At 47.7% G+C, this 5,391-nt stretch carries 2 tRNA genes and 3 rRNA genes; all 5 read left to right on the forward strand.

The window, feature by feature from the left end:
- The first annotated feature begins 178 nt into the window (after positions 1-178).
- Positions 179-1,707 (forward strand): 16S ribosomal RNA (locus I2I04_RS22890).
- Positions 1,708-1,915: 208 nt separating this feature from the next.
- A tRNA-Ile gene (locus I2I04_RS22895) sits at positions 1,916-1,992 on the forward strand.
- 70 nt (positions 1,993-2,062) lie between these two features.
- Positions 2,063-2,136 (forward strand) — tRNA-Ala (locus tag I2I04_RS22900).
- Positions 2,137-2,297: 161 nt separating this feature from the next.
- Positions 2,298-5,177: ribosomal RNA gene (locus I2I04_RS22905) — 23S ribosomal RNA — on the forward strand.
- Positions 5,178-5,270: 93 nt separating this feature from the next.
- Positions 5,271-5,381: ribosomal RNA gene (gene rrf / locus I2I04_RS22910) — 5S ribosomal RNA — on the forward strand.
- The 16S, 23S and 5S rRNA genes sit together here with 2 tRNA genes alongside, the layout of an rRNA operon.
- Positions 5,382-5,391: the final 10 nt, after the last annotated feature.

A 5,391-nucleotide genomic window follows, 5' to 3' on the forward strand; every position in this document is an offset into this window, starting at 1 on the left:
AGTTCTTTGAAATATTGATAAACAATACAAGTAGTACAAGTAAAAAATAGAACCGTCAATACTTGTCCGAGATGGTAGCGATACGATTTAGGATATCAGGTATTTGAAATAAGGTCAATAAAATTACGGCGTCCTGAACAGAGCAAAAAATCATCTTAACGGATGACAAGATACTTTTACAATGAAGAGTTTGATCCTGGCTCAGGATGAACGCTAGCTACAGGCTTAACACATGCAAGTCGAGGGGCAGCATTTTAGTTTGCTTGCAAACTAAAGATGGCGACCGGCGCACGGGTGAGTAACACGTATCCAACCTGCCGATAACTCGGGGATAGCCTTTCGAAAGAAAGATTAATATCCGATGGCATATCAGTCCCGCATGAGATTGATATTAAAGAATTTCGGTTATCGATGGGGATGCGTTCCATTAGTTTGTTGGCGGGGTAACGGCCCACCAAGACTACGATGGATAGGGGTTCTGAGAGGAAGGTCCCCCACATTGGAACTGAGACACGGTCCAAACTCCTACGGGAGGCAGCAGTGAGGAATATTGGTCAATGGACGAGAGTCTGAACCAGCCAAGTAGCGTGAAGGATGACTGCCCTATGGGTTGTAAACTTCTTTTATATGGGAATAAAGTATTCCACGTGTGGGATTTTGTATGTACCATATGAATAAGGATCGGCTAACTCCGTGCCAGCAGCCGCGGTAATACGGAGGATCCGAGCGTTATCCGGATTTATTGGGTTTAAAGGGAGCGTAGGTGGATTGTTAAGTCAGTTGTGAAAGTTTGCGGCTCAACCGTAAAATTGCAGTTGAAACTGGCAGTCTTGAGTACAGTAGAGGTGGGCGGAATTCGTGGTGTAGCGGTGAAATGCTTAGATATCACGAAGAACTCCGATTGCGAAGGCAGCTCACTAGACTGCAACTGACACTGAGGCTCGAAAGTGTGGGTATCAAACAGGATTAGATACCCTGGTAGTCCACACAGTAAACGATGAATACTCGCTGTTTGCGATATACAGCAAGCGGCCAAGCGAAAGCATTAAGTATTCCACCTGGGGAGTACGCCGGCAACGGTGAAACTCAAAGGAATTGACGGGGGCCCGCACAAGCGGAGGAACATGTGGTTTAATTCGATGATACGCGAGGAACCTTACCCGGGCTTAAATTGCACCTGAATATATTGGAAACATTATAGCCGCAAGGCAGGTGTGAAGGTGCTGCATGGTTGTCGTCAGCTCGTGCCGTGAGGTGTCGGCTTAAGTGCCATAACGAGCGCAACCCTTATCTTTAGTTACTAACAGGTCATGCTGAGGACTCTAGAGAGACTGCCGTCGTAAGATGTGAGGAAGGTGGGGATGACGTCAAATCAGCACGGCCCTTACGTCCGGGGCTACACACGTGTTACAATGGGGGGTACAGAAGGCAGCTACCTGGCGACAGGATGCTAATCCCAAAAACCTCTCTCAGTTCGGATCGAAGTCTGCAACCCGACTTCGTGAAGCTGGATTCGCTAGTAATCGCGCATCAGCCATGGCGCGGTGAATACGTTCCCGGGCCTTGTACACACCGCCCGTCAAGCCATGAAAGCCGGGGGTACCTGAAGTACGTAACCGCGAGGAGCGTCCTAGGGTAAAACTGGTAATTGGGGCTAAGTCGTAACAAGGTAGCCGTACCGGAAGGTGCGGCTGGAACACCTCCTTTCTGGAGTGATGCCGTAAGACGATGCAACTCTACATGAATAATGTAAAACGGCCATCGTTAAAAATAATGACTTTAAAGGTTCTGTTTTTTGTACTACTGGTACTTGTTTATTTATAATATATAGATCAACCATCTATAGAAGTATAGATAGAGATAAACAAGAGAAAAAAGAAGCCGAGTCTAACGCACAGGTAGACAAGGTTGAACTAGTCCTATAGCTCAGTTGGTTAGAGCGCTACACTGATAATGTAGAGGTCGGCAGTTCAACTCTGCCTGGGACTACCAAGCTCAAGAATGAGGAACAGCGGAAGCTGAAAGCTGAAAGCTGAAAAACGATATTCTTGAACAACCTCTTGGGGGATTAGCTCAGCTGGCTAGAGCATCTGCCTTGCACGCAGAGGGTCAACGGTTCGAATCCGTTATTCTCCACTCTCTCTGAAAAGAGAAAACGATCTTTGACATGATGTACAAAAAGTAAAATTAAAAGTAAGAGCTAAAAGTATATATCAAACCGTACGTGTTCGAGTATGCAATATTGGCATCGGGAAGCAATTCCCCAGTCAATACCAATACGAGAATAAAACGTTTGAAAGAAAGTAAGCAAGGGCGCATGGCGGATGCCTTGGCTCTCGGAGGCGATGAAGGACGTGATAAGCTGCGATAAGCTTCGGGTAGGTGCAAATAACCTTTGATCCGAAGATTTCCGAATGGGACAACCCGGCATTCTGAAGGAATGTCATCTTGCATGGCAAGAGGCTAACGCAGGGAACTGAAACATCTTAGTACCTGCAGGAAAAGAAAATAATAATGATTCCCCTAGTAGTGGCGAGCGAACGGGGATTAGCCCAAACCAATGTTGTTACGGCAATATTGGGGTTGTAGGACCACGATGTCGCAAGAACTTTAGTGAGAAGAATTCTTTGGAAAATGAAACCATAGACGGTGATAGTCCGGTATTCGAAGCTAAACGAAGCGTAGTGGTATCCTGAGTAGCGCGGGACACGAGGAATCTTGCGTGAATCTGCCGGGACCATCCGGTAAGGCTAAATACTCCCGAGAGACCGATAGCGAACCAGTACTGTGAAGGAAAGGTGAAAAGCACTTCGAATAGAAGAGTGAAATAGTCCCTGAAACCGTGCGCCTACAAGCGGTCGGAGCTTCGTAAGAAGTGACGGCGTGCCTTTTGCATAATGAACCTACGAGTTACTTTTTCCGGCAAGGTTAAGCATTTCAAAATGTGTAGCCGAAGCGAAAGCGAGTCTGAACAGGGCGACTAGTCGGAAGGAGTAGACGCGAAACCAAGTGATCTACCCTTGGTCAGGTTGAAGGTTAGGTAACACTAACTGGAGGACCGAACCGATAAGCGTTGAAAAGCTTCCGGATGAACTGAGGGTGGGGGTGAAAGGCTAATCAAACTTGGAGATAGCTCGTACTCCCCGAAATGCATTTAGGTGCAGCCTTGGGAATTACTACTGTGAGGTAGAGCGACTGATAAGATGCGAGGGCTTCACCGCCTATCAAGTCTTGATAAACTCCGAATGCGCAGTAGTTCGATCCCAGGAGTGAGGGCATGGGTGCTAAGGTCCATGTCCTAAAGGAGAAGAATCCAGACCATCAGCTAAGGTCCCGAAATAATTGCTAAGTTGAACTAACGAAGTCAGATTGCTAAGACAGCTAGGATGTTGGCTTGGAAGCAGCCATTCATTTAAAGAGTGCGTAACAGCTCACTAGTCGAGGAGTTTGGCGTGGATAATAATCGGGCATCAAGCAATTTACCGAAGCTATGGGATCAGTAATGATCGGTAGGGGAGCATTCCACTCTGCGTCGAAGGTGAAGCGTGAGCTTTGCTGGAGCGTGTGGAAAAGCAAATGTAGGTATAAGTAACGATAAAGGGGGTGAGAAACCCCCTCGCCGAAAGACTAAGGTTTCCTGATCAACGCTAATCGGATCAGGGTTAGTCGGGTCCTAAGGCTCAGCCGAACGGTGAGGCCGATGGCAGAACAGGTTAATATTCCTGTACTACCTTAAGGAGTGACGTGGAGACGGAGTCGTGACAACGCCGCGGACTGACGGAATAGTCCGTTGAAGGGTGTAGATGTTGATCTTTGCAGGCAAATCCACAAAGAGAGTCGAACCTGATAGTATACCAATTCCTTCGGGAAACGGTAATAGTGCGTGTAAGCATACTCCCAAGAAAATCCGCTAAACTTAATCTTTAAGGTACCCGTACCGCAAACGGACACACGTAGTCGGGTTGAATATACTAAGGCGCTTGAGTGATTCACGGTTAAGGAACTAGGCAAATTGACCCTGTAACTTCGGGATAAAGGGTCCCAACGAGAGTTGGGCGCAGAGAATAGGTCCAGGCAACTGTTTAACAAAAACACAGGGCTGTGCTAAATTGAAAGATTACGTATACAGCCTGACACCTGCCCGGTGCTGGAAGGTTAAGAGGAGATGTCATCGCAAGAGAAGCATTGAATTGAAGCCCCAGTAAACGGCGGCCGTAACTATAACGGTCCTAAGGTAGCGAAATTCCTTGTCGGGTAAGTTCCGACCTGCACGAATGGTGTAATGATCTGGACACTGTCTCAACCGTGAGCTCAGTGAAATTGTAGTATCGGTGAAGATGCCGATTACCCGCGATGGGACGAAAAGACCCCGTGAACCTTTACTATAGCTTAACATTGAATTTGGGTAATTGATGTGTAGGATAGGCCGGAGACTTCGAAGCAGGTACGCCAGTATTTGTGGAGTCGCTGTTGAAATACGGCCCTTTGATTATTTGAGTTCTAACCCGTGGTTGCGGGGACACTGTTTGGTGGGTAGTTTGACTGGGGTGGTCGCCTCCAAAAGTGTAACGGAGGCTTCTAAAGGTGCCCTCAGGACGATTGGTAACCGTCCGTAGAGTGTAATGGCATAAGGGCGCTTGACTGGGAGACAGACAAGTCGATCAGGTAGGAAACTAGAGCATAGTGATCCGGTGTTTCCGTATGGAAGGGACATCGCTCAAAGGATAAAAGGTACTCCGGGGATAACAGGCTGATCCCTCCCAAGAGCTCATATCGACGGAGGGGTTTGGCACCTCGATGTCGGCTCGTCACATCCTGGGGCTGGAGAAGGTCCCAAGGGTTGGGCTGTTCGCCCATTAAAGTGGCACGCGAGCTGGGTTCAGAACGTCGTGAGACAGTTCGGTCTCTATCTATCGTGGGCGTATGAAATTTGCGTGGCTCTGACACTAGTACGAGAGGACCGTGTTGGACTGACCGCTGGTTTACCAGTTGTGCCGCCAGGTGCATTGCTGGGTATCTAAGTCGGGATTGGATAAGTGCTGAAAGCATCTAAGTACGAAGCCAGCCACAAGATTAGATTTCTTAGGGTCGTCAAAGACGATGACGTTGATAGGATGCAGGTGTAAAGGTGGTAACATCAAAGCCGAGCATTACTAATTGCCCGTTCACTTTCTTTCAAATATGTACCGGTTGGGTATATACGTTTAGCGGATTGCTCTTCAATGAGCGATGAGCTTTCGATTTTACTTTTCATCATGTCATAACCTTATTCAGGTGGTTATAGCACGAGGGTTCCACCTCTTCCCATTCCGAACAGAGAAGTTAAGCCTCGTCACGCCGATGGTACTGCGTAACAGTGGGAGAGTAGGTAGCCGCCGTTTTTAAGAAGCC

Source organism: Bacteroides sp. 1001136B_160425_E2 (assembly GCF_015559655.1).
Classification (GTDB): Bacteria; Bacteroidota; Bacteroidia; order Bacteroidales; family Bacteroidaceae; genus Bacteroides; species Bacteroides luhongzhouii.